Genomic DNA, 23,783 nt, shown 5'->3' with positions numbered 1-23,783 from the left:
GATGCAACCCAGTATATTCTAGGTATCTATGAGTGGCTGGACGCAAACACGGCTGTCAGAAGCGTCGGGCGTTCCGCAGGGGGCTATCTCGCGGTTCGATTTGAATGGCCGACTCGAGGATTGGCAAGTCGTTGCGATCATGAGAGCCAGCGGATGGAAGTACGTGGATCTGTTCGAAATAATAGAAATTAAAGGTAACGATTAATAAATTGGAATATTTTTTCAAGTTTAAATTGATTAATAGTCAAAATTAACTTAATATTGAAGTTAATTAGTATATTTTAACTGTAAGTTCAAAAATGTAAATAAAAATCAGATTTTTCAAAAAATTGTTCTCTTTCACAGTAATAATTGTTTCTCATCATTTTCATTTTCTAAACTAAACATTTACAATCGATAAAAGCGGAAAATACAGATACGTTTGAATGGAAAGAAGGGGCAGATTTGCCAAATGCAATAGTTGGAGCTGTAAGTGAAGTATATGAGGGAAAAATCTATGCAATATGTGGAATAGTAGGTCCAGATAAGGCAAATTCTAATACTACTTATGTATATGATCCGAAACTAGATAAATAGTCAGAAAAAGCTAGTATGAAAACGGGCTGTCTGGGTGCTGCTGGTGTTATTGTAGGCGATCATATATATGTAATGGGTGGTAGAACAGATCAAGGATTTAGCGTAGAAGTTTATAATATCAAAGCGGAGTTTTGGATTATAACAGTACGTTAAAACATGAGAAATACAATAACACGTATAGTTATGATATAGAAACAAAACAATGGACCAAGAAGAAAAAATTCAATTATGATGCAACTGCTGGAAATGCTGTGGTTGTAAAAAATAAACTCTATGTTTTAGCCCGGGGAAACTCTAGGTCCAAAAATGTTTGAGTATGATCCTTCATTAGATCAGTGGACGGTTATAGGCTCGACAGGAATTGCACGCTATTGTTATGCATTGAACTTCGAAGATTCTATTATAAGAACAGGTGGAGTTTCTAGAGTTACACTCTATGATTTAGAAACTAAGAAATCGAAAACTATTCCTAACACCTCTGCTGGGGCATGTTTCCGCAATTGTTGATGATACACTTTATATCATAGGGGGAATTGTACAAAGTTCAAGTGCCCCTACTCATGCTAAAGCAGATTTGAAATCTAATTTATCAATCTCATTAAGTAGCCTTAAAAACAGTAAAACCGAACCCCCAGAACCAACAACACCACCAAAAGACGATGGAACAGATGAAGACGGAGATGCCCTTCTAATCATCACAATGGTCAACGGCTTGCAGAAGGAGTATGACCTTTCAATGAAAGAAGTCAACGCCTTCCTATCCTGATACAAAAAGCGGGATGCGGGAGAAGGTCCAGGGTTTATGAGATTGACGAGCATGACAACAACAAAAAGGTCCCTTTGAAAGTAAAAAGGATTATGTGGTTTTCAATAATATTCTCATGTTTGAAGTCAATAAATATAAGAAGTAATTGAGTTCGAAGCCATCTAGAATACTAAGTTGCTTTAGCGTTTGTTCGACAGCTTTCACCAATTTTAAGCTCGTATATTATTTAAATACATTAAATCTTTGTTAAATAAGACAGATTTGCCTAAAGACACGTTTATCATTTTGATATTTTTAAGTGAATTATGAAAGAGGTTCTTACCTGATTCCGTTTGGTATTCTCTTTTTACGACAATCATTCTTAGTTTTCGTGGCAAAAGAATACAGGGTTACAGTTTGCAACGATTGTGGCACTCACGTTTATTTTTTCATATGATCCTTATTTCTATAAAGATATGATTCATGTGTCTTATAAAGGATGGGTGTACATCGATAAGGCGATCGAAAACCTTTACAAAGAGCAGTAGAATGCAGCAGCTTTCTGCTGCTTTTTGTTTGTCGAATGGGCGGATCTTGTATAATTAAAGGGGAAGGCTATGCTCAGAATTTTCAATTATCATAGACAAAGTCAAACCATATTATAGTGAGAATAAAGGTCGCCCTTCTCTTGATCCACATATTTTGTTCAAAATCATGTTTATCGGATACCTGTACGGTTTCCGTTCTGAAAGACAACTTGAAAAAAGAAATTTACTATAACATGGTGTATAGATAGGAACATCAATGATCCCGTTCCCCATAGTTTGAATCGTCTTGCACGGGCTTAGGTTTAGGGAAAACAAAAAACGTGAGTGAGCAAGTGCTTCTAACAGCAGCCTGTCAGAACATGAAGAAGATTGCCACACACGTAGTGAAGCTAGGCTAGTCTAGGTGTGTGAGAAGCCTCTTTCATTAAATGTCATCCATCATCATTACGTTGAAAATAAAAAAGATTGCATGAGTTTCTCTACAATTTGCCGACTGCGAGTCGTTTTTTTTTTTGATTTAATATTTGACGAAATGAGTTAGTATGACAAAATTCAAGAATTCATCGATAAAAGTATAATTTGTGAATAAAATACTACTATAATAAGAGAGTAAATACCTATTATATATATATATTAGATTTAAAAGGAAAAAATAATGGATTTTAAGGAAATTTTAAGGTTTTAGATGTATCTAAATTCAAAATTAAAGTGTAAAATAAATTGATTGAACAATGAAAAATACACATCAGTTCCGAAAATATACTAAAACTTTAAAATCAAGAGAAAAAATAATCATAATTTAATTGACAATTAAAACCTATTAAGTTATTATGCAGTAGTAATATAAAAAAAAGGAAAAAGGAGAATGATAATGAAGAAGTTATTATTAGTAATTCCAGCTGTACTTGGTCTAACACTGTTAGCATCAAGCTATTCATTTGTTAAGGCAGAAAACGGAACACCATACGATTTTTCAATGAGCTTTAATAGTAATGGTGGGGATGTGTACTCTAATAGTGGTAGTGGAGTAGTGAAAAAAAATAAATCAGCTTATAAAGTAAGAACCAACTACATTAAGTACCCGAGTAGAAAAGTATCTATATGGGCTGCGGCATCTAACAAAAAAAATAGTGGGTTTGTCAATGTATCGGGTGGGAAATACTACACTGTTAAAAAGGGTACTAATCAATACCTTTATAATTTAGCTCGTGAAAAATATGGTGAAAACACATATGCACGTTTGCATAGTGGAGCAAACAGCACTAATAATATTCAAGGTGCCTGGAATCCAGATAGAAAATAATCATCAAAAAACAAAGGGCTGAGTCAAATTCAGACCTTTGTTTTTCTTTAAATTAGAGGAGTAGAGAAATGCTCAATTCATGTTTTATAAAAATATTTCAAAGAAAAGCTTTTTATTTTGCTATTTTGATAGGCTGTGCATTAAGTGGAATCTACTTTTTTATGGATGTATACCCAAATATTAAGTACGGTCAAATCTCCCCGTATACTAGTTGGATCGAGTCAACAACAGGGTCTGCCATACCTGGATTGTTCTTCACTTTAATGCCTATTCTTGCTGCATTGCCAGCGGCAGATATTTATAGAAGAGATGTACAAACGGGAAATTGGAACTTTATCGCAACAAGAGGAAAAAAAGCAAATTATTTTTTCCATCTATTTACTCTAAATTTCTTAGCAGGTGGAATTGTTGTATCCATCTCGTTACTATTTAATATTTATCTCAGTTTCATGACGATGCCAAATATTCCTGTAGATCCATTAATTAATGGAAACATAGACCTTGTGAATTCTTCGACATTATTTCCGGCTTTTTATTATCAACATCCCTTTCTTCATATGCTATTTTATGTGTTTTTATCCTTTATATTTGCTGGCGTCTTCGCAAATATAGGATTGGCCGCATCATTATTTATTAATAAGAGTTTTATTGTTATCCTTATTCCATTTATAGTCTCTAATGTTTGGAATTATATAGGTTATGTTTTTAGGTTTGATAACTATATACCTAAAGTATTTTTAGTTCAAGACAGCAGTTATTTCGACATTCAAGTAATGCCTATCGTCATTACTTTTTTAATTCTATTTGTTATACCAAGTGTAGTATATATTTATGGGGTGAAAAAATTTGTTATTAGGTAAAGAATTTTTCATTCTCACTTCTAATTTAAAAAGGCAGAAAATGAGGACTTTCTTCACTTTAGCGTGGATGATTACAGGTGTTTTTTTTACATTAAATCTTGAGGAAAATCAAACGCCATTAGATTTAACAAATCAGCTATACACATCATCTTCTTTCGTTCACATTATTTTTCCATCTTTTCTTATCCTGTTTACTGGTTTATTAACAGCTGTAGATTCAACTTATGAAGTGATCCGTTATAAAGATAGAGTTGTATTCTTATGGTCTTTATATTTGAGGTTCATCTATTTGTCTGTTATATTCACTATTTTCTATTTTTGTGTGAGTCTTATCGTTGGATTCATCTTTTCCGAGCAATTGAATAATCTGTGGGTGACTCAAGAGGGAAAGCCATTTCTCTTATATCAAAATCAAGTTGATTTAACATGGTATTCTTGGTCATTCATGACGGTCCGTTATTTATTACAAACTTTCTTGTTAATTCTTATATTTGGTGCCTTTGCCATGTGTATATATTTATTAGTAAAAAATATTGCACTTATGTTCATAATTAGTCTTGCAATACCAGCTCTTGACTTAAGTATGAAAAATCTTTACGATTATTCGTTATTTGTACAGTGGCTATCAGTTGACTTAGCACATATTGGTGATGTTATGACTTTTTTGAAGGTTTGCGCTTGTTTAGTGGGGGTAGCCTTAATCGAATTTACCATTCTTCAATTATTGTATAAGAAACATGAGTTGATAAAACAATGAGGTTTGTTTGGATATGTTAAAAGAAGTTCTTGTTTTATTGAAGCGGGATATTTCCTTGTCTATCAGTTTTTTTAGAAATAGATTTTTCTTTACCATTCTATTTATTCTTTTATTTCTAGCATCTTATTATGTTAGAGCGTTTAATGGAAGCATGCTCGATTACATCTTTTATATGTTTTCTGGCGTAAACTATGAGAATGTTTTAGCAAAACAAGTGACAATCCCAATTGAGTGGTTCGTATTACAACTGGCGGGTGCCTTTATCATTGGTGATTTTATTCAAAAAGACATGAATGAAAATGCTTATCAAATACTGATTCGATTAAAGCGTAAATATAGTTATATCGTAAGTAAATTTATGTCTGCATCACTAGTTTGCGTTATTTTATATAGTGTACTCATCGCCATTTATGGTTTAGTCTTCGCTTTTTCTAAAGAGAATTTAATCTTCACGCAAACAACAATACAACAGTTAATAGAAGGTTATAAACCTAGCAGTATTCAAATTTTGTTTCTTCTAGTATCAGCATTATTTTGTGGGACTATCATTGTCACTTTTGTGCAAATTGTTTTGTCATTGTGTATAAAAAGCATATATGCGTTTATTATTAATTTTTTCATTTTAAGTACTTCGTTGGTTTCGTCAAATTGTTTATTATTGGGTAATAACAGCATGCTTATCCGTCACTCTCTATATATGGCGGACAGTCCGATCAATTTTCAATTTATGCTGGTATATATGGTGCTAAGTTTAGTAGTTCTTTTCTGTATAGGAATATTCATCTTTAAGAAAAAAGATATTATGAGTAAAAGTGAGTGAAATGATATTGGAAAAATCAATTGTGTTAGAGGATGTCTCAAAGAAGATAAAAGGTCAGTATGTACTGAAGCAAATCAACCTTCATTTAAATAGAGGGAAGATTTATGGCTTAAAAGGAAAAAACGGATCAGGAAAGACCATGTTATTAAGAGCTATTTCAGGGCTTATTCGTATAAATAGCGGCAAGATCACTGTAATGGATAAGGTGTTAACAAAGGAAAATGAGTTTCCGGATAGTATTGGAGTCTTAATTGAAACACCTGGATTTATTCCAGAATACACAGGTCTTAAAAATTTGAAGCTACTTTCAATGATTAAAAACATCATTGGTGATTTAGAAATGAAAAAGAGTCTTGCTGATGTTGGTTTAGATCCTGAAGATAAAAGGAAATTCAGACAATACTCTTTAGGTATGAAACAAAGGCTCGGCATTGCGCAAGCCATTATGGAAAAACCTGATGTCATTTTATTAGATGAGCCGAGCAATGCGCTTGATGAAGAGGGAATGAAACAATTAAATAAAGTGTTATTGGAACTAAGAAATGGTGGAGCGACTATAGTCATTGCAAGTCATGATTCGAAAATGTTGGAAGAGATCTCAGATGAGATATTTGAAATAGAACTTGGAGAACTTCGTCTGAACCAAGAGGTTGTAGAATGAAGAAAAAAATGATTATTATTTGTTTATTATCGCTCATTTTTATTGGATACAGCATTGTACAGTATCGATCAGTCAATACGAAAGCCGCACAATTCACTGTCGTTCAAAAAAAGGAAATGTTTCAAAAGGCTTTTAACATGGATCAATTACATTACAAGTTTGAGAAACCAATTATTCATTCTAGCTATATCAAGAAGTATCAAACACAATTGATTACATATGAACTTCCGTTCTCTGTGATGAATAAAACCAAAAAAAATCAAAAAATCAATTTTGAGCAAGCGTTCGCTGTTAGTGAAAAATTATCTAACCAGCTAGATCATGAGCAGTTTCTATTAAAAAATAAAGACTTAAAAGATGTGTTAAACCCTAATCAAACGACGCAAGGAACCCTTGTTTTCCAAGTGTCCGATAATGGTTTAGGCACTGTTCCCTCAGACAGAGTAACTTTCTATTTTTATGAAAAGCAGCCAAATAAACTGATTAAACATAGTCTTCATCATGAATAATCACATGATTGATGGATCAAAGAAAAAAGAAGGTTACCTTATTTAAGCTAAATATAGGGTAATCTTCTTTTTTCTATGCCGATTCTTAAATAAGCATATTACTTATTTTTGTAATGCTCTAATTCTAGGAAGAATGAACAGTAAAATGAAAATCTTCTTATTTTAATGTAGAGTTATTGCGATTAGGAATAGGTGTATTATCCTAAAAATTTCACACAAACCGGATGCGGAACGGTGATGTCTGATTGTAAGACAGTGAGTCGACCGGTTTCTTTGTCACGTTTGTATAACACAAGATTGCTAGATTCTTGGTTTGAACCAACGAGAAATTCTTCTGTTGGATCAAGGACAAAGTCTCTAGGCCAATTTCCTTCAGATGAAGCAATTTCAACGAGGCTTAGTTTGCCGTCATGATCTGCTTTGAAAATGGCAATGCTGTCATGTCCACGGTTTCCTGCATACACAAAGTGACCGTCAGAAGACACATGAATGGCGCTGCCTTGATTATTTTCTGTGAAGTCATTAGGAATGGTTGCGATCGTTTGGATCTCTTCGAAATGACCATCTTCAAAGTAACGAAGTACAATGACCTCTGAGCTGAGCTCTGTCATGACATATGCCACCGGTTTCGTTGGGTGGAATGTGATATGACGAGGGCCGCTGCCTGGTTTTGTTTCAAATGTATGGGCAAGCTCAAGTTTGCCGTTTTCTTTCTTATACGTATAAATACCGTCTGTGCCAAGGTCAACAGCCACTGCGAATTGTTCATCAGGTGTCAAACCCATAAAGTGAGTGTGCGGTTTTTCTTGACGGTCTTCGTTTGGTCCAGTGCCTTCATGCTGCGCCTGTGACAGCGTGCGGATCACTGAGCCGTTTTCAGCATCAATTTCATACATCTCTGCTGATCCTTTATGATAGTTTGCTGTAAACGCCGTTTTCGTTTGACTGTCCACGCTGACGTGACAAGGAGAAGCCCCATCGGCAAGCTCTTGGTTGATAAAACGAAGTGCGCCGGTGTCGGCATCAATTTGATACGCAGCAAGCCCGCCCTGTGCTCCTTCTTTCACAACAGCATACACAAACTTTTGAGAATCTGAGACAGTTAAATATGTAGGATTTTCAAGTTCGGCAGCCACTTCTACTTGTTCAATCTGCTGCTTGTCCGTATTTAAAGTAAAAGAATAGATTCCTTTGCTGTCTCCCTTTGTATACGTTCCGATATAACCTCTGATGTTAGCCATGTATTGCCCTCCTTCTATTAGATGCTCTCATTCTATCACAAATTCATAGGAAAACGCTTTAGAAAGGCATGCTGAAGGAAAAAACAAACGCAATGAAATCTCACAATATTCTTCAAAAACCATGTGAAAAAATATCACAAAAGCTTGTTCAAAAGAAAACCGTTCATGTAGAGTAAATAAATTGAAGAAAAAATACAAAAAATTTTAAGTTTTTTCATTCCTTGTCTAGCAAAGGTGTAAGCGTATACATTTTATTTTGATTAGTCTAAATTGTCTAATAATTTTAAAAATGCTGTTGACACTGTATGGAAAGCGGCGTAAGATGGGTTCAACAAAAGCAAACAGACACGCAGAGTAAGCGTGAGACACTTCAATATAAAGTGTCTGAAAATTCAACTACTTTTTGTTTGAAAGAGAGGGTGCTCACTGAAGATGGAAGACCAAAAGGAACAGTGGATCTTTTTAAACGATGAACTCGTGAAAAAAGAGGATGCGAAAATTTCAGTTTATGATCATGGCTTCTTATATGGTGACGGTGTGTTCGAAGGAATACGTGTATATAACGGAAATATCTTTCGAATGAAAGAACACTTAGATCGCCTGTATGATTCCGCTAGATCGATTATGCTGAACATTCCATATTCACTTGAGGAGCTCACTGAAAAAATGATTCATACAGTTGAAAGGAACGGCCTAAAAGATGCCTATATCCGCCTTGTTGTCTCAAGAGGGACCGGTGATCTTGGCTTAGATCCAAACAACTGCGGGAGAGCCAACACAGTGATCATTGTAGAGCCGCTGGCCATCTTTCCAAAGCACCTATATGAAACAGGTATTGATATTGTGACGGTACCGACAAGGCGAAATCGTCCTGACGTACTAAGTCCAAAAGTGAAATCATTAAACTATTTGAATAACATTCTTGTCCGAATCGAAGCCCATATGGCCGGTGTGAGTGAAGCGCTGATGCTGAACGATCAAGGGTACGTGGCAGAAGGTTCTGCAGACAATGTGTTTATTTATAAAAAAGGTAAGCTCTATACACCGCCAGGTTATATCGGCGCTCTTGAAGGCATCACAAGAAATGCCATCATGGAGATTGCAGAAGACTTAGGCTACGAAGTGAAAGAAGAACCTTTCACAAGACATGATGTGTATACAGCTGAAGAAGTCTTCCTGACAGGAACCGCTGCCGAAATCATCGCTGTTGTAAAAGTTGACGGTCGTATCATTGGCGAAGGAAAACCAGGGTTCCACACAAACAAACTTCTTGAACAATTCCGCAAGCGAGTCGTTGAAGAAGGAGAAAAAGTAGTCTTTACCGATGAGAACATTCACGCAAGCTAAATAGATATCGATAAACGTTGAAGAGGACTAGTAGCTTTAGAGTCAGTATCTACAGAGAGCCGGTGCTAGCTGGAAACCGGTGTTACTTTCTAAAGTGAACTCACCTCTGAGTGTCTGCTTGAAATGATAGTAGGGCAGACCGAGTGACATTGCATCACTCGTTACCAAAATGGATGAAAGATGTCCATGAGACGGCAGCATGATTTGCCGTGAACAAGGGTGGTACCGCGAAAAACAAAGCTTTTTCGCCCCTTTGACCTAGTGAAAAGTAGTGTCATTGTGGGGTGAGAAGGCTTTTTTATATGGTCTCATATCTCTATCTTGAATGGAAAAGGGTGAAAGGACTTGACTGAAGCAAGACAAAGAGGAGGAAATCAAATGGGGACAAATGTACAAATGGAGACGGAAAAATCAAATGCACCACAAACGATGAACGGTGCACTCATGTTAATTGAAGCACTCAAAAGAGAAAAAGTAGAAGTCATTTTTGGTTATCCTGGCGGAGCCGTTTTACCGATCTACGATAAAATTTACGATTCTGGTTTATTTCATGTCCTGCCAAGACATGAGCAAGGAGCGATTCACGCAGCGGAGGGATACGCAAGAGTATCTGGTAAACCAGGCGTTGTTATTGCCACATCAGGACCGGGGGCAACCAACCTAGTCACAGGAATTGCAGATGCGATGATTGATTCACTACCAATGGTTATCTTCACTGGACAGGTGGCAACTTCAGTCATTGGATCAGATGCATTCCAAGAAGCAGATGTACTTGGTATCACAATGCCAATCACAAAACACAGCTATCAAGTGAGACGTCCAGAAGAGTTACCGGGTGTCATTAAAGAGGCATTTCACATCGCAACAACCGGCAGACCTGGTCCAGTCTTGATTGATATTCCAAAAGATGTCGCTGGCATTGAAGGGACATTTGAATACGATCAGCCAATCGATTTGCCAGGTTATCAGCCGAAAATTGAGCCGAATTATTTGCAAATTCGCAAGTTAGTAGAAGCTGTAAGCAGAGCAAAGAAACCAGTTATTCTTGCAGGAGCTGGCGTTCTTCACGGCAAAGCGTCGGAAGAATTAAGGCAATATGTAGAGCAGCAACAAATCCCTGTCGCTCATACATTGCTTGGGCTTGGTGGATTCCCGGCAAAGCATCCTCTTTTCCTAGGAATGGCGGGTATGCACGGCACATATGCAGCGAACATGGCACTACATCAATGTGACTTACTCATTTCAATCGGAGCGAGATTTGATGACAGGGTAACCGGCAACCTCAATCATTTTGCAAAGCATGCGAAGGTGGCTCACATTGACATCGACCCAGCGGAAATTGGTAAAAACATTCACACCCATATCCCGGTTGTTGGTGACAGTAAGCTAGTGCTTCAAGAACTGATCAAGCAGGACGGGAAACAAGGTGAATCAGACGAGTGGAAGAGCCAGCTAAATCAGTGGAAGGAAGAATATCCACTCTGGTATGTCGAAAACGAAGCTGAAGGCTTTAAGCCTCAAAAGCTGATCGAATACATTCATCAATTTACAAAAGGTGAAGCCATTGTGGCAACCGATGTTGGGCAGCATCAAATGTGGGCTGCACAGTTCTATCCATTTGAAAATGCCGATAAATGGGTGACATCTGGTGGGCTTGGCACAATGGGATTTGGTTTACCGGCAGCGATTGGCGCGCAGCTAGCTGATCAAGAGGCAACGGTTGTAGCGATTTTAGGAGACGGAGGTTTCCAAATGACCCTGCAAGAACTTGCCGTTATCCGTGAGCTGAACCTTCCAGTGAAAGTGATTGTTCTCAATAATCACAGTCTTGGAATGGTAAGACAATGGCAAGAAATTTTTTACGAAGAACGCTACTCACATTCTAAATTTTCAGAGCAGCCAGACTTCGTGAAATTATCTGAAGCTTATGGCATTAAAGGGATCAGAATCTCATCAGACGAAGAGGCGCAAGAAAAGCTAGAAGAAGCATTAACGTCTAGAGAGCCTGTTTTCATCGATGTCAATGTAGCGAGAGATGAGAAAGTATTCCCGATGGTAGCACCGGGGAAAGGACTTCATGAGATGGTGGGGGTGAAACCTTGAAAAGAATTATTGTGTTGACTGTATTAAATCGATCAGGCGTACTGAACAGAATCACAGGCCTTTTTACGAAAAGACACTACAACATTGAAAGCATTACGGTCGGCCATTCTGAGATTCAAGATGTATCACGCATCACGTTCGTCGTCCATGTAGACCAGGAGAAAGACATCGAACAGCTGACAAAACAGCTGAACAAACAAATCGATGTTCTGAAAGTAACAGACATTACAAACCAATCAATCGTTCAGCGAGAGCTGGCTTTGATAAAAGTCGTATCTGCACCAGCATCTAGAATGGAGATCACGGGGGTCATTGAACCTTTTAGAGCTTCTATTGTAGATGTGAGCAGAGAGAGTGTCGTCATTCAGGTGACAGGTGAGTCTTCAAAAATTGAAGCACTCATTGAATTACTTAAGCCATACGGCATTAAAGAAGTCGCCAGAACTGGCACCACGGCCTTTGCGAGAGATAATCAGCAAAAGCCGCAAACAAATAAAACAATTTCAATTGTCTAAACAAAAGGAGAGAGTCAAATGGTAAAAGTATATTATAACGGTGATATTCAAGAAAACGTATTAAACGGTCAAAAGGTAGCTATCATTGGTTACGGATCACAAGGTCATGCACATGCATTGAACTTAAAAGAGAGCGGCGTAGATGTGATTGTCGGTGTGAGAAAAGGCGGATCTTATACAAAAGCACAAGAAGACGGTCATCAAGTATTCACAGTAAAAGAAGCAGCAGCACAAGCAGATGTCGTCATGGTATTACTTCCTGACGAACAGCAAAAGAAAGTATATGATGAAGAAATCAAAGATCAATTAGAAGCAGGGAATTCACTTGTATTCGCACACGGATTCAACGTTCACTTCCATCAAATTGTTCCTCCAAGTGACGTAGATGTGTATCTTGTGGCTCCAAAAGGTCCAGGACATCTTGTAAGAAGAACATATGAGCAAGGCGCTGGTGTACCTGCACTATTTGCTATCTATCAAGACGTATCTGGTCAAGCGAAAGACAAAGCACTTGCTTATGCAAAAGCAATCGGCGGAGCAAGAGCGGGCGTTCTTGAAACAACATTTAAAGAAGAAACAGAAACGGATCTATTCGGTGAGCAGGCAGTTCTTTGTGGAGGTCTTACTTCATTAGTAAAAGCAGGTTTTGAAACATTAACAGAAGCTGGTTATCAGCCAGAGCTTGCATACTTCGAGTGTCTGCATGAACTGAAATTGATCGTTGACCTTATGTATGAAGAAGGATTAGAAGGTATGAGATATTCAATCTCTGATACAGCGCAGTGGGGTGACTTCGTATCAGGACCACGCGTTGTGGATGCAAAAGTAAAAGAATCAATGAAAGCAGTCTTGACTGACATCCAAAACGGAACATTCGCGAAAGAATGGATTGTTGAAAACCAAGTGAATCGTCCACGTTTCAATGCGATCAATGCAAATGAAAATGAGCACCAAATTGAAATCGTCGGAAGAAAGCTTCGTGAAATGATGCCTTTCGTTAAACAAGGAAAGAAAAAGGAAGCGGTGAGCGTCGGTGCGAAAAATTAATTTTTTTGACACAACACTTCGAGATGGAGAGCAATCACCAGGAGTGAACTTAAATGCACAAGAAAAGCTAATCATTGCTAAGCAGCTTGAGCGCCTTGGGGTTAATATCATTGAAGCGGGTTTTCCCGCTTCATCCCGAGGGGATTTCTTAGGCGTACAAGAAATTGCAAGAACGATTAAGAACTGTTCAGTTGCAGGACTTGCACGATGTGTGAAAGGTGACATTGATGCTGCATGGGACGCATTAAAAGATGGAGCTCAACCAAGAATACACGTCTTTATTGCGACTTCTGACATTCACCTCAAGCATAAACTAAAGAAAACACGTGAAGAAGTGGTTGAACAAGCTGTTTCAATGGTGAAATACGCGAAAGAGCGCTTCCCAGTTGTTCAGTGGTCAGCAGAAGATGCATGCCGAACAGATCTTTCTTTCCTAGCAGAAATTGTAGAAAAAGTGATCGACGCAGGCGCAAGTGTCATTAACTTGCCTGACACTGTTGGATACCTAGCACCAAAAGAGTACGGAAATATCTTTAAATATATGAAGGAACACGTTCCAAATATCGATCAAGTCATCTTGTCAGCACACTGTCATGATGATTTAGGAATGGCTGTAGCGAACTCACTTGCTGCCATTGAAAATGGAGCAGATCAAATTGAAACAGCTGTCAACGGTATTGGAGAGCGCGCAGGAAATGCTGCTTTAGAAGAAATTGCAGTTGCCCTTCATATTCGCAAAGACTTTTACCAAGTCGAATCAACCATTCAGTTGAATGAAATTAAGCGCACAAGTGATGTAGTGAGCAAATACTCAGGTATGATTGTACCGCGTAATAAAGCAGTCGTTGGAAACAATGCATTTGCCCATGAATCAGGTATTCACCAAGATGGATTCCTCAAAGAAAAAACAACCTATGAAATTATCTCTCCAGAGCTTGTAGGCGTCACAACAGATGTGCTTGTCCTTGGTAAACACTCCGGAAGACACGCGTTTAAAGACCGCTTAAAAACACTCGGCTTTAAATTGACTGAAGAAGAGATCAATAAGTTCTTCGAAACTTTTAAGAACTTAACAGAGAAGAAGAAAGAAATCACAGATGATGATTTGATCTCTATTATATTAGAAGAAAAAGTAGCAGACCGTAAAATCGGCTATGAATTTGAAAGTCTTCAAGTTCACTATGGGACAGAGCAAATGCCGACAGCAACAGTCTCTCTTAAAAATCAAGAAACGCAGGAAGTCATTCAAGAAGCAGCTACAGGTGCAGGCAGTGTAGAAGCTGTGTACAACACGCTTGAGCGCTGTATGGAGGAAAGAATTCATTTGCTAGATTATCGTATTCAATCCAATGGAAAAGGCAGAGACGCACTAGCGGAAGTATATGTCACTGTTTCAATAGAAGGAAAAGAAACAGCAGGACGCGGTGTAGCGCAAGATGTGCTGGAAGCATCGGCTAAAGCTTACGTCAATGCAGTGAATAGACATTTAATCTTTAAATCAAACCTAATAGAAATTGAGAAACATCACGCCATCTCATAAGAAAGGAGGAAGGGACTCATGAAAAAGAAAATTGCACTTTTGCCCGGCGATGGAATCGGACCGGAAGTCGTCACATCAGCCGTCGCTGTTCTGAAAGAGACAGCGGATCAATTTCAACACGAATTTGAATTCGAAACAGCTCTCATTGGCGGTATAGCGATAGATGAAAAAAACAATCCGCTCCCTAAAGAAACAGTAGAAGTGTGCAAAAGCGCAGATGCGATTTTATTAGGAGCCGTTGGCGGACCAAAGTGGGATCAAAACCCACCAGAGCTTCGCCCAGAAAAAGGCTTGCTCTCCATTCGCAAGCAGCTGGACTTATTTGCGAACATCCGCCCTGTCAAAGTATTTGATAGCTTGAGTGAGGCTTCACCGTTAAAACAAGATCACATTAGCGGAGTAGATTTTGTCATCGTTCGTGAATTAACTGGAGGCCTCTACTTTGGCGAACCAAGTGAGCGCTACACGGATGATGAAGGAAAAGAAGCTGCGGTTGATACACTTCTTTATACAAAGGAAGAGATTGTTCGTGTATTAAAAGAAGCGTTCGACATGGCGTTAACGAGACGGAAAAAAGTAACGTCTGTGGATAAAGCGAATGTTCTCGCTTCGAGTAAATTATGGCGGGATGCGGTAGAAGAAGTTGCATCCCAATATCCAGATGTCGCATATGAGCACATGCTCGTCGATAATGCCGCGATGCAGCTTATTTATAAGCCCGCTCAATTTGATGTCATCGTGACAGAGAATATGTTTGGTGACATTTTAAGTGACGAAGCATCTATGATTACTGGCTCACTCGGCATGCTGCCATCTGCTAGTTTATCAAGCACCGGCCTTCATTTATATGAGCCGATTCATGGTTCAGCACCCGATATTGCGGGGCAAAATGTCGCAAACCCTCTGGCTACTATATTGTCAGCAGCCAGCTTGCTTAGAACATCCTTTGCTTTAGAAGAAGAAGCGGCTGCAATTGAAGCAGCTGTGGAAGCCGTTCTTGCCTCTGGCAAACGAACAAAGGACCTAGCATCAAAAGAGGGAACGTATGAAACGACTGATGATATCACGAAAGCCGTTGTAGATGCACTCAAACAACGTACGAAATCAATTGTATAAATAGAAATCTTGTTGAATTAGGTAGAGGGAGGAAAAAGGGTTATGCCTCGAACAATCATCGAAAAAATATGGGATCAGCATGTTGTCAAAAATGGCGAGGGAAAACCAGACCTTTTATATATTGATCTGCACTTGGTGCATGAGGTGACGTCACCTCAAGCATTTGAAGGATTAAGACAAAAAGGGCGCAAGGTGCGAAGACCACAAAACACATTTGCGACGATGGATCACAACATTCCGACTGTGAATCGATTTGTGATCAAAGATGAGATTGCGAAGAAGCAAGTCAGTGCTCTAGAGCGCAACTGTGCTGAATTCGGGGTCCGTCTAGCTGACCTTCACAGTGTAGACCAAGGAATCGTTCATGTCGTTGGACCAGAGCTTGGTTTAACACTTCCGGGGAAAACAATCGTGTGTGGAGATAGTCATACATCTACTCATGGCGCATTTGGTGCACTTGCCTTTGGGATTGGCACAAGTGAGGTTGAGCATGTGCTTTCCACACAAACACTTTGGCAGCAGCGTCCGAAGACACTAGAAATTAGAGTAGACGGAACGCTTCAAAAAGGGGTAACAGCCAAAGATGTCATTTTAGCAGTCATTGGCGCACATGGCGTGAAGTTCGGTTCAGGTTATGTCATTGAATACACTGGGGAAGTATTCAGAAACATGTCAATGGATGAGCGGATGACCGTTTGTAATATGTCAATTGAAGCAGGCGCAAGAGCAGGGTTGATCGCACCTGATGAAGTGACCTTTGAATATTGCCGCGGACGCAAATACGCACCGCAGGGTGAAGATTTCGAAGCAGCGATCAAAGAATGGAAAGAACTAAGAACAGATCCGGGTGCGACCTATGATAAAACCATTGTTTTAGATGGAAATCATATTTCACCAATGGTCACGTGGGGAATTAACCCAGGAATGGTGCTCCCTGTGGATGCAGCAATTCCAGGACCTGAAGATTTTGCACAAGAAGATGACCAAAAAGAAGCAAAGCGTGCTTATGAATACATGGGGGTTCACCCGCATCAGCGTATTGAAGATATTACGATTGAGCATGTGTTTATTGGCTCATGTACGAACTCAAGAATGACTGATTTACGCCAAGCCGCTTCTATGATTGAAGGACAAAAAGTAGCTGATCATGTCAGAGCGATTGTGGTTCCTGGCTCACAAAGTGTCAAACTGCAAGCAGAAGAAGAAGGTCTTCATGAAATTTTCCTAGAAGCAGGATTTGAATGGAGAGAATCTGGCTGTAGTATGTGCCTCAGTATGAATAACGATGTGGTGCCAGAAGGTGAACGTTGTGCATCTACATCAAACCGTAACTTTGAGGGACGTCAAGGGAAGGGTGCAAGAACGCATCTAGTCAGCCCGGCAATGGCTGCAATGGCTGCCATACATGGCCGATTTGTCGATGTCAGGAAGTTTAATCAAGAGAAAACAGTCGTGTAAGGAGTTGTGTCATAGATGGAGCCTTTAGTCACTCATAAAGGAAAAGCCGCTGTGCTTAACCGTATAAATGTAGATACAGATCAAATCATTCCGAAACAGTTTTTGAAAAGAATCGAACGAACAGGATATGGCCGATTTGCCTTCTTCGACTGGCGATATTTAGCAGATGGCAGTCCGAATCCAGATTTTGAACTCAATCAGCCGATTTATGAAGGAGCCTCTATTTTGATCGCAGGCGAAAACTTTGGCTGCGGATCATCAAGGGAACATGCGCCTTGGGCACTTGATGATTATGGCTTCAAAATTGTCATTGCCCCATCTTTCGCCGATATTTTCCATCAAAACTGTTTTAAAAACGGGATGCTTCCGATCCGCCTTGATTATGATGTGTGGAAAACGTTTGCTGCATCATATGAAAACAAAGGATATGAAATGACAGTTGATCTGGAAAAACAACAGATTCAAGACCATGAAGGGAATGTTACTCCTTTCGATGTAGATCCACACTGGAGAGAAATGCTCCTGAATGGCTATGATGAGATTTCATTAACATTGTTACTAGAAGATGAGATTCAGGCATTTGAAGAGAAACGTAGCAACTGGCTGCGTGCATAAACAACGAGAAGCCGTCCCCGTGGTGTGACGGCTTCTTTTTTGCATGAAAACCTCTCGTTACTTGTGTTTACTAACCTTCGTTGGTAAACTGATAAAAAATATGCGCCCGAAAGGAACGTAAGCATGAAACATGACAAGAAGAAAGATAATGTCATTTTGTTTCCTGGTCTGAAAGAAAGACTGATTGAAAAAGGAATGGCAGCATTAAAAGATAAACAGTATCAAGAGGCGCTTCACTTATTTTCAGAAGCGAAATCGTATGATGACGATGAAGAATCCGATATTCATCTCGGTATGGCGATTTGTTTTCTAGAGCTTGGTGAGCTGCAGGATGCAAAGCGAGTATGTGAAAAGATGCTACATGAAGGATATGGACACTATTTCACTGTGCTTCAAGTGTATATGACCATCTTAATTCAGCTGAAAGAGTACGAGGAAGTCAAACAAACAATTGAGGCTGTCCTTGAAGAAAATCACCTTCCAGCAGAAAGCGCGGAGCATTTTTATAAACTGCTTGAATTTAGCAGAAAGATGATTGAATCACCAGAAGAGATTTTAGACGAAGACGAGGAAGGCAGCGGAGAAATCAATATAGATGAAATGCTCGAGCGGCCAGAAGAGCAGGTGCAGTTCATCCATTCGCTGAAAGACCGAAACATCACGCCACATATGGGTCTATTAAATACGATCCTACAAAAGCCTGATGGAAACCCTTTGGTCAAATCATTGATCCTGCAACTTCTGTCAGATCATGATGTGGCAAAGCCGGTTCATGTGACGAAGTTCGGTGATTCTTTAACGCTTGTTCCTTCTGAGGCTGTCAAGCCAGAGCAAATGCCACTGCTTCAGCAAGTCCTTCGAAAGCTCGATGACACTCTCGGCAATGAGAACCCAACCCTTTACCAAGGGGTTGAAGAGTTATGGCGCCGGCACTTATTTGTGCTATATCCATTTCTTCCTAAATATACGGATCCGAATCTTTGGGCTGCGGCACTTCATAAAGTCGGCTATGAAATGCATGGTATCGAGATTGACCTCGAAGAATTGCATTTATTGTATGATTTTAACGAACGAGAGCTGAGAGAAGCTTGTACAATGCTGAAAGATATTGAAGAAATTTCTTATTTGTAATTTGTCGATTTAGTTGAAAGACGGACTTGTTATGTTATAATATAATGGTTGTATTTGTGCATATATCGTGCGGTTGTAAGATTCCAACGGTTGAAAGACGTTATGTATAATCAAGTCAAATGTTGTATACATAAGACCGCTTCTTTAGCGGAGTGCGTGGTTTTTGATTGGACGAACTCTTTATGATGCTTTAGAATGTAACAACGCACAATCTGAATAGATTTTTGGAGGGAAACACACATGTCAGTAAAATGGGAAAAACAAGAAGGTAACGAAGGTGTCTTAACAGTAGAAGTTGACGCTGAAACATTTAACAAAGCACTTGATGATGCATTTAAGAAAGTAGTTAAGCAAGTATCAATCCCTGGATTCCGTAAAGGGAAAGTACCACGTGGTCTTTTCGAGCAGCGTTTTGGAGTAGAATCTCTTTATCAAGATGCACTAGATATTCTTCTTCCAGTTGAATATCCGAAAGCAATCGACGAAGCTGGTATCGAGCCGGTTGACCGCCCTGAAATCGATGTTGAGAAAATCGAAAAAGGCGAAAGCTTAATCTTCACTGCAAAAGTAACAGTGAAGCCAGAAGTAAAACTTGGTGACTACAAAGGTCTTAACGTAGAAAAAGACGACACATCTGTATCTGATGAAGATGTCCAAGAAGAGTTAAAAGCTATGCAAAACCGTCAAGCTGAGCTTGTTGTCAAAGAAGAAGGCGCAATCGAAAACGGCGATACAGTTGTTCTAGATTTCGAAGGATTCGTTGATGGAGAAGCATTCGAAGGCGGAAAAGCTGAGAACTACTCTCTTGAAGTAGGTTCTGGTTCATTCATCCCTGGTTTCGAAGAGCAATTGGTTGGTCTTGAAGCAGGTGCAGAAAAAGACGTTGAAGTGACATTCCCTGAAGAATATCATGCTGAAGACCTTGCAGGTAAACCAGCTGTATTCAAAGTGAAAATTCATGAAATCAAAGCAAAAGAACTTCCAGCACTTGACGATGAGTTCGCTAAAGATGTTGATGAGGAAGTTGAAACGATTGCTGAATTAACTGAAAAAACGAAGAAACGTCTTGAAGAAGCAAAAGAAAACGAAGCAGAAGGCAAACTTCGTGAAGAGCTAGTAGCAAAAGCTTCTGAAAATGCGGAAGTTGACGTTCCTCAAGCGATGGTTGACACTGAGCTAGACCGCATGATGAAAGAATTCGAACAACGTCTTCAAATGCAAGGGATGAACCTTGAGCTTTACTTCCAGTTCTCTGGACAAGATGAAGATGCGCTAAAAGAGCAAATGAAAGAAGATGCTGCTAAACGCGTAAAATCTAATCTTACTCTTGAAGCAATTGCTGCTGCAGAAGACTTACAAGTGTCTGATGAAGAAGTGGAAGAAGAACTTTCAAAAATGGCTGAAGCATACAACATGCCAGTTGAAAATATCAAACAAGCGATCGGTTCTACTGAAGCAATGAAAGAAGATTTAAAAGTTCGTAAAGCAATTGATTTTCTTGTAGAAAACCGTTAATATGGTGCATAATAATAAAACAGGGCGCGAGTGACTCGTGCCTTGTTTTGTACAATTTTTGACTTATCATCGCTTCTTTTGGAAACGATAGTGTAAGTCGCATCTTTCTGTCATACATATCTCAATGTGCAGTGTTACAAACACATCATTACCGTCTTTTAGGAAAGTATGGTAAAATGCATACATACTAGACCCAGAAGGGTAGCTGACTGTTAGCTACAGGCAAGTGAAGAAGAATAAGGGGTGAAAGAATGTTTAAATTCAACGAGGAAAAAGGTCAATTAAAATGCTCGTTTTGCGGAAAAACGCAAGATCAAGTGCGTAAACTGGTCGCAGGACCTGGCGTATATATATGTGATGAATGTATCGAGCTTTGCACGGAAATAGTTGAAGAAGAGCTCGGTACTGAGGAAGAAGTTGAATTCAAGGATGTTCCGAAACCTCATGAAATCCGGGAAATTCTTGATGAATATGTCATCGGACAAGAGAATGCGAAGAAATCCTTAGCTGTAGCGGTTTATAACCATTACAAGCGGATTAATTCCAACAGTAAGATTGATGATGTTGAGCTTTCGAAAAGTAACATTTCTATGATTGGACCTACAGGAAGCGGTAAAACATTACTTGCTCAAACGCTTGCACGTATTTTAAATGTTCCATTTGCGATTGCAGATGCGACGTCTTTAACAGAAGCAGGTTACGTTGGGGAAGACGTAGAGAATATTTTACTAAAGCTGATCCAAGCAGCAGATTATGATGTAGAAAAAGCTGAAAAAGGCATTATCTACATTGATGAGATCGATAAAGTAGCAAGAAAATCAGAAAACCCTTCTATCACTCGTGATGTATCTGGGGAAGGTGTACAGCAAGCCCTTTTGAAAATTCTTGAAGGAACAGTCGCTAGTGTGCCGCCTCAAGGTGGACGTAAGCATCCTCATCAAGAATTCATTCAAATTGATACAACAAATATCCTCTTCATTTGTGGTGGAGCCTTTGACGGCATTGAGCAAATCATTAAACGCCGCCTAGGTCAAAAAGTCATTGGATTCGGTGCGGAAAATAAAGTTGAAGATCTTGAAAAAGAAGTCCTTCTATCAAAAGTTCTGCCAGAAGACTTACTTCGCTTCGGTTTAATCCCAGAATTCATCGGTCGTCTTCCGGTTATTGCAAGCCTAGAGCCGTTAGATGAAAAAGCACTTGTAGAAATCTTGACGAAGCCTAAAAATGCGCTCGTTAAGCAATATACAAAAATGCTTGAGCTTGATGATGTTGAGCTTGAGTTTGAAGAAGATGCTCTTAGCGAAATTGCGAAAAAAGCAATTGAGCGTAAAACAGGAGCTCGTGGTCTTCGCTCCATCATTGAAGGCATCATGCTTGATGTGATGTTTGATCTTCCATCTCGTGATGATATTGAGAAATGTGTCATTACTGGTGAAACGGTTGCTGATGGTGAGCCGCCACGTCTTGTCTTAAAAGACGGTACAGTCGTGAATAAAGATACAAAAACATCAGCATAAGCCCATTTGAATGACTCCTGAATCTTTTGATTCAGGAGTTTTTTATTTATCGTGGAAGTTGTGTTTATTCCGTCCAGCTCTAGGAAATACTAGCAGACAGAAACCAATACATAACGATAGATGAAGGAGGGAGCACCGATTGAGCTGGACAGGAATCGTATTATTCATACAACTGTTCTTTGGTATCGTCATCGGGTTGTACTTTTGGAACTTACTGAAAAATCAGCGCACACAAAAGGTGACGATCGACAAAGAATCAAAGAAAGAAATGGAAGCACTCAGAAAGATGCGATCCATTAAACTGAGTGAACCTTTATCAGAGAGAGTCCGGCCAAAGGGGTTTCAAGATATTGTAGGGCAGGAAGACGGTATACGTGCACTTAAAGCTGCCCTGTGTGGACCGAACCCGCAACATGTCATCGTCTACGGGCCGCCTGGTGTTGGAAAAACAGCTGCTGCTCGTCTAGTAATGGAAGAGGCGAAGCGTCACGCTGATTCACCATTTAAAAAAGATGCAGTATTTGTTGAGCTTGATGCCACAACGGCAAGATTTGATGAACGAGGCATCGCAGACCCCTTGATTGGTTCCGTACATGATCCCATTTATCAAGGAGCAGGAGCCATGGGACAGGCAGGCATTCCGCAGCCGAAACAAGGAGCGGTCACACATGCTCATGGCGGCGTTCTCTTTATCGATGAAATTGGAGAACTGCATCCGATACAAATGAACAAAATGCTTAAAGTGCTAGAAGATCGAAAAGTGTTTTTAGACAGTGCTTATTACAGTGAAGAAAATACGCAAATCCCGAATCACATCCATGATATTTTTCAAAATGGGTTACCCGCTGATTTTCGACTGATTGGTGCCACGACAAGAACACCAGACGAAATTCCGCCGGCTATTCGATCAAGATGTTTGGAGATTTTCTTCAAGGATTTGGATCAGCATGAGCTGAAAATTGTTGCAGCTAAAGCAGTCGAGAAAATACAGAAGGAATTAAGTGACGAAGGACTGAACCTGTTAACATCTTATGTGAAAAATGGACGTGAAGCGGTCAACATGGTACAGATCGCCGCAGGTATGGCTGTCACTGAAAACCGAAAAGATATTACGATCGCCGATGTAGAATGGGTCATTCATTCAAGCCAGCTGACACCAAGATATGAACAAAAAGTACCGGAAAAGCCAAAGGTAGGAGTAGTAAATGGTCTTGCCGTGTATGGACCGAACAGCGGGGCTCTGCTTGAAATTGAAGTGAACATTTGTAAAGCGCTTGAAAAAGGCAGTATCAATATTACAGGTATTGCGGAAGAAGAAAGCATCGGCAATCAGTCTAAATCGATCAGACGGAAAAGTATGGCGAAGGGCTCAGTTGAAAATGTCTTAACCGTGCTTCGAAACTTAGGCATACGAACAAATGAATATGATATCCACATTAATTTTCCGGCGGGTGCCCCGATTGATGGGCCGTCTGCTGGAATTGCGATGGCCACAGCCATTTTCTCAGCCATTCATCAAATCCCGATTGATCATTTAACGGCGATGACCGGTGAGATTGGATTACAAGGTCAGGTGAAGCCGATCGGCGGTGTCATACCAAAAATCAAGGCAGCCAAACAAGCAGGTGTCAAAACAGTGATCATCCCTTATGACAATCAGCAGTCGATCTTAAAAGAGATTGATGGGGTTACGATTGTGCCTGTGAAGCACTTCCAAGAAGTGCTGGATCAGTGTTTGGTCAATCCGCCAGATGAGAAGAAAGATGGACTAGAAGAAGAAATGAAAAGGAAATCTGTTTAATCCCCATCTCATATGGGGATTTTTTAGTGAAATAGATCTTTTTTTCTTTTTCAAGATA

21 protein-coding genes, 2 pseudogenes and 1 other annotated feature are annotated in these 23,783 nt (G+C 39.5%); of the genes and pseudogenes, 22 read left to right on the top strand and 1 reads right to left on the bottom strand.

Translation table 11 applies throughout. The annotated features are described in order from the left end of the window. The first annotated feature begins 444 nt into the window (after positions 1-444). From LCD32_RS19370 to LCD32_RS12315, 10 genes and pseudogenes are all read left to right on the top strand, one after another. Positions 445-576, top strand: coding sequence for a hypothetical protein (locus LCD32_RS19370; protein ID WP_375805363.1), 132 nt, complete (start codon positions 445-447; stop codon positions 574-576). 15 nt (positions 577-591) lie between these two features. Next, positions 592-729 (top strand): kelch motif-containing protein, encoded by a 138-nt coding sequence (locus LCD32_RS19305; protein ID WP_224563863.1) that lies wholly within the window; start codon positions 592-594, stop codon positions 727-729. A 1,044-nt stretch (positions 730-1,773) separates the two neighbouring features. Further along, positions 1,774-1,869: pseudogene (locus LCD32_RS12350) on the top strand (D-alanyl-lipoteichoic acid biosynthesis protein DltD); the annotation flags it as partial. A 79-nt stretch (positions 1,870-1,948) separates the two neighbouring features. Beyond that, positions 1,949-2,114: pseudogene (locus LCD32_RS19365) on the top strand (transposase); the annotation flags it as partial. 626 nt (positions 2,115-2,740) lie between these two features. Next, a complete protein-coding gene (locus LCD32_RS12340) occupies positions 2,741-3,172 on the top strand; it encodes a hypothetical protein (protein WP_224563860.1) in 432 nt (143 codons plus the stop codon). Between the two features lie 68 nt (positions 3,173-3,240). Further along, positions 3,241-4,032 carry a hypothetical protein gene (locus tag LCD32_RS12335; protein ID WP_224563857.1) on the top strand — a complete coding sequence of 264 codons (792 nt, stop codon included), beginning with the start codon at positions 3,241-3,243 and terminating at the stop codon, positions 4,030-4,032. Next, positions 4,019-4,789, top strand: a complete 771-nt coding sequence (locus LCD32_RS12330) for a hypothetical protein (RefSeq protein WP_224563854.1) — start codon at positions 4,019-4,021, stop codon at positions 4,787-4,789. The genes LCD32_RS12335 and LCD32_RS12330 overlap by 14 nt, the downstream gene beginning before the upstream one ends. 13 nt (positions 4,790-4,802) lie before the next feature. Next, a complete protein-coding gene (locus LCD32_RS12325; protein ID WP_224563851.1) occupies positions 4,803-5,609 on the top strand; it encodes a hypothetical protein in 807 nt (268 codons plus the stop codon). Position 5,610: 1 nt separating this feature from the next. Next, positions 5,611-6,270, top strand: coding sequence for an ATP-binding cassette domain-containing protein (locus LCD32_RS12320; protein WP_224564609.1), 660 nt, complete (start codon positions 5,611-5,613; stop codon positions 6,268-6,270). Then, complete coding sequence (locus LCD32_RS12315) at positions 6,267-6,779, top strand: hypothetical protein (protein WP_224563848.1); 513 nt, start codon at positions 6,267-6,269, stop codon at positions 6,777-6,779. Before LCD32_RS12320 ends, LCD32_RS12315 begins: the two co-directional genes overlap by 4 nt. Positions 6,780-6,976: 197 nt before the next feature. Here LCD32_RS12315 and LCD32_RS12310 read toward each other — a convergent pair whose 3' ends face one another. Next, a complete protein-coding gene (locus LCD32_RS12310) occupies positions 6,977-8,020 on the bottom strand; it encodes a lactonase family protein (protein WP_224563845.1) in 1,044 nt (347 codons plus the stop codon). 432 nt (positions 8,021-8,452) lie between these two features. Between LCD32_RS12310 and ilvE the strand changes: the two genes are divergently transcribed. The 12 genes from ilvE to lonB all read left to right on the top strand — a co-directional run bounded on the left by ilvE (position 8,453) and on the right by lonB (position 23,725). Beyond that, positions 8,453-9,367: a branched-chain-amino-acid transaminase gene (ilvE, locus tag LCD32_RS12305; RefSeq protein WP_224563842.1), complete on the top strand. Its 915-nt coding sequence runs from the start codon at positions 8,453-8,455 to the stop codon at positions 9,365-9,367. Positions 9,368-9,375: 8 nt separating this feature from the next. Continuing rightward, positions 9,376-9,623, top strand: a binding site (T-box leader). Positions 9,624-9,745: 122 nt separating this feature from the next. Further along, positions 9,746-11,470, top strand: a complete 1,725-nt coding sequence (ilvB, locus tag LCD32_RS12300) for an acetolactate synthase large subunit (RefSeq protein WP_008342854.1) — start codon at positions 9,746-9,748, stop codon at positions 11,468-11,470. Next, entirely contained in the window at positions 11,467-11,985 is a 519-nt protein-coding gene (gene ilvN / locus LCD32_RS12295) for an acetolactate synthase small subunit (RefSeq protein WP_007501584.1), read from the top strand. The genes ilvB and ilvN overlap by 4 nt, the downstream gene beginning before the upstream one ends. Positions 11,986-12,003: 18 nt before the next feature. Continuing rightward, positions 12,004-13,032 (top strand): ketol-acid reductoisomerase, encoded by a 1,029-nt coding sequence (gene ilvC, locus LCD32_RS12290; RefSeq protein ID WP_007501581.1) that lies wholly within the window; start codon positions 12,004-12,006, stop codon positions 13,030-13,032. Next, positions 13,019-14,572 carry a 2-isopropylmalate synthase gene (locus LCD32_RS12285; RefSeq protein WP_008342850.1) on the top strand — a complete coding sequence of 518 codons (1,554 nt, stop codon included), beginning with the start codon at positions 13,019-13,021 and terminating at the stop codon, positions 14,570-14,572. Before ilvC ends, LCD32_RS12285 begins: the two co-directional genes overlap by 14 nt. An 18-nt stretch (positions 14,573-14,590) precedes the next feature. Then, the gene (gene leuB, locus LCD32_RS12280) at positions 14,591-15,688 is read left to right on the top strand and encodes a 3-isopropylmalate dehydrogenase (RefSeq protein ID WP_019744119.1); all 1,098 of its coding nucleotides are present in this window, start codon (positions 14,591-14,593) and stop codon (positions 15,686-15,688) included. Between the two features lie 42 nt (positions 15,689-15,730). Next, complete coding sequence (gene leuC / locus LCD32_RS12275) at positions 15,731-17,146, top strand: 3-isopropylmalate dehydratase large subunit (RefSeq protein WP_007501575.1); 1,416 nt, start codon at positions 15,731-15,733, stop codon at positions 17,144-17,146. Positions 17,147-17,161: 15 nt separating this feature from the next. Further along, positions 17,162-17,761, top strand: coding sequence for a 3-isopropylmalate dehydratase small subunit (gene leuD, locus LCD32_RS12270; RefSeq protein ID WP_060781249.1), 600 nt, complete (start codon positions 17,162-17,164; stop codon positions 17,759-17,761). Between the two features lie 123 nt (positions 17,762-17,884). Continuing rightward, entirely contained in the window at positions 17,885-18,892 is a 1,008-nt protein-coding gene (ddcA, locus tag LCD32_RS12265; RefSeq protein ID WP_008342841.1) for a DNA damage checkpoint antagonist DdcA, read from the top strand. 240 nt (positions 18,893-19,132) lie between these two features. Next, the gene (tig, locus tag LCD32_RS12260) at positions 19,133-20,407 is read left to right on the top strand and encodes a trigger factor (protein WP_017358146.1); all 1,275 of its coding nucleotides are present in this window, start codon (positions 19,133-19,135) and stop codon (positions 20,405-20,407) included. A gap of 251 nt (positions 20,408-20,658) precedes the next feature. Continuing rightward, complete coding sequence (gene clpX, locus LCD32_RS12255) at positions 20,659-21,924, top strand: ATP-dependent protease ATP-binding subunit ClpX (protein WP_060781248.1); 1,266 nt, start codon at positions 20,659-20,661, stop codon at positions 21,922-21,924. 139 nt (positions 21,925-22,063) lie between these two features. Then, positions 22,064-23,725 carry an ATP-dependent protease LonB gene (gene lonB / locus LCD32_RS12250; RefSeq protein ID WP_060781247.1) on the top strand — a complete coding sequence of 554 codons (1,662 nt, stop codon included), beginning with the start codon at positions 22,064-22,066 and terminating at the stop codon, positions 23,723-23,725. Positions 23,726-23,783 lie beyond the last annotated feature (58 nt).

It is taken from the genome of Bacillus sp. RSS_NA_20, assembly GCF_020165915.1.
GTDB lineage: Bacteria > Bacillota > Bacilli > Bacillales > Bacillaceae > Bacillus > Bacillus altitudinis.
Note: the sequence above shows the minus strand (reverse complement) of the source record. Positions and strands in the feature narration are given on the sequence as shown.

What these genes read in the sequence shown, in the direction of transcription:
- LCD32_RS12315 (WP_224563848.1), top strand. Translation starts at nt 6,267, where the DNA reads ATGAAGAAAAAAATGATTATTATTTGTTTATTATCGCTCATTTTTATT.
- ilvC (WP_007501581.1), top strand. Translation starts at nt 12,004, where the DNA reads ATGGTAAAAGTATATTATAACGGTGATATTCAAGAAAACGTATTAAAC.
- LCD32_RS12310 (WP_224563845.1), bottom strand. Translation starts at nt 8,020, where the DNA reads ATGGCTAACATCAGAGGTTATATCGGAACGTATACAAAGGGAGACAGC.
- clpX (WP_060781248.1), top strand. Translation starts at nt 20,659, where the DNA reads ATGTTTAAATTCAACGAGGAAAAAGGTCAATTAAAATGCTCGTTTTGC.
- LCD32_RS12325 (WP_224563851.1), top strand. Translation starts at nt 4,803, where the DNA reads ATGTTAAAAGAAGTTCTTGTTTTATTGAAGCGGGATATTTCCTTGTCT.
- LCD32_RS12320 (WP_224564609.1), top strand. Translation starts at nt 5,611, where the DNA reads ATGATATTGGAAAAATCAATTGTGTTAGAGGATGTCTCAAAGAAGATA.
- leuD (WP_060781249.1), top strand. Translation starts at nt 17,162, where the DNA reads ATGGAGCCTTTAGTCACTCATAAAGGAAAAGCCGCTGTGCTTAACCGT.
- LCD32_RS19305 (WP_224563863.1), top strand. Translation starts at nt 592, where the DNA reads ATGAAAACGGGCTGTCTGGGTGCTGCTGGTGTTATTGTAGGCGATCAT.
- ilvE (WP_224563842.1), top strand. Translation starts at nt 8,453, where the DNA reads ATGGAAGACCAAAAGGAACAGTGGATCTTTTTAAACGATGAACTCGTG.
- leuC (WP_007501575.1), top strand. Translation starts at nt 15,731, where the DNA reads ATGCCTCGAACAATCATCGAAAAAATATGGGATCAGCATGTTGTCAAA.
- LCD32_RS12340 (WP_224563860.1), top strand. Translation starts at nt 2,741, where the DNA reads ATGAAGAAGTTATTATTAGTAATTCCAGCTGTACTTGGTCTAACACTG.
- tig (WP_017358146.1), top strand. Translation starts at nt 19,133, where the DNA reads ATGTCAGTAAAATGGGAAAAACAAGAAGGTAACGAAGGTGTCTTAACA.
- LCD32_RS12335 (WP_224563857.1), top strand. Translation starts at nt 3,241, where the DNA reads ATGCTCAATTCATGTTTTATAAAAATATTTCAAAGAAAAGCTTTTTAT.
- ilvB (WP_008342854.1), top strand. Translation starts at nt 9,746, where the DNA reads ATGGGGACAAATGTACAAATGGAGACGGAAAAATCAAATGCACCACAA.
- leuB (WP_019744119.1), top strand. Translation starts at nt 14,591, where the DNA reads ATGAAAAAGAAAATTGCACTTTTGCCCGGCGATGGAATCGGACCGGAA.
- ddcA (WP_008342841.1), top strand. Translation starts at nt 17,885, where the DNA reads ATGAAACATGACAAGAAGAAAGATAATGTCATTTTGTTTCCTGGTCTG.